The organism is Lentzea aerocolonigenes, from assembly GCF_000955955.1.
GTDB lineage: Bacteria > Actinomycetota > Actinomycetes > Mycobacteriales > Pseudonocardiaceae > Lentzea > Lentzea aerocolonigenes_A.
Genome location: NZ_JYJG01000645.1, coordinates 1 through 266 on the forward strand (window position 1 = coordinate 1; position 266 = coordinate 266).

General features: G+C 67.7%; 1 protein-coding gene. It reads left to right on the forward strand.

The genetic code is table 11. The features are described from left to right. A partial coding sequence (locus tag UK23_RS48100; RefSeq protein ID WP_045318577.1) for an SdrD B-like domain-containing protein occupies positions 1–266 on the forward strand: 266 nt, incomplete at both ends.

The window sequence follows — 266 nt, forward strand, 5'->3', positions numbered from 1 at the left end:
CGGTGGTGACGATGCCAAGGACTCCGACGCCGACCCGGCCACCGGTTGTGTGGCGGAGACGACGTTGGGTGTCGGGCACCGCGTCGACCTGACCCTGGACATGGGTCTGGTCTCGCCGCCCAACAAGCTCGGCGACTACGTCTGGCAGGACGACAACAAGAACGGCGTGCAGGACGACGGCGAGCCGGGCGTGCCGAACGTGCCGGTCAAGTTGTCGACCGGTCAGACCACCACGACCGGCCCGGACGGGAAGTACTCGTTCGACG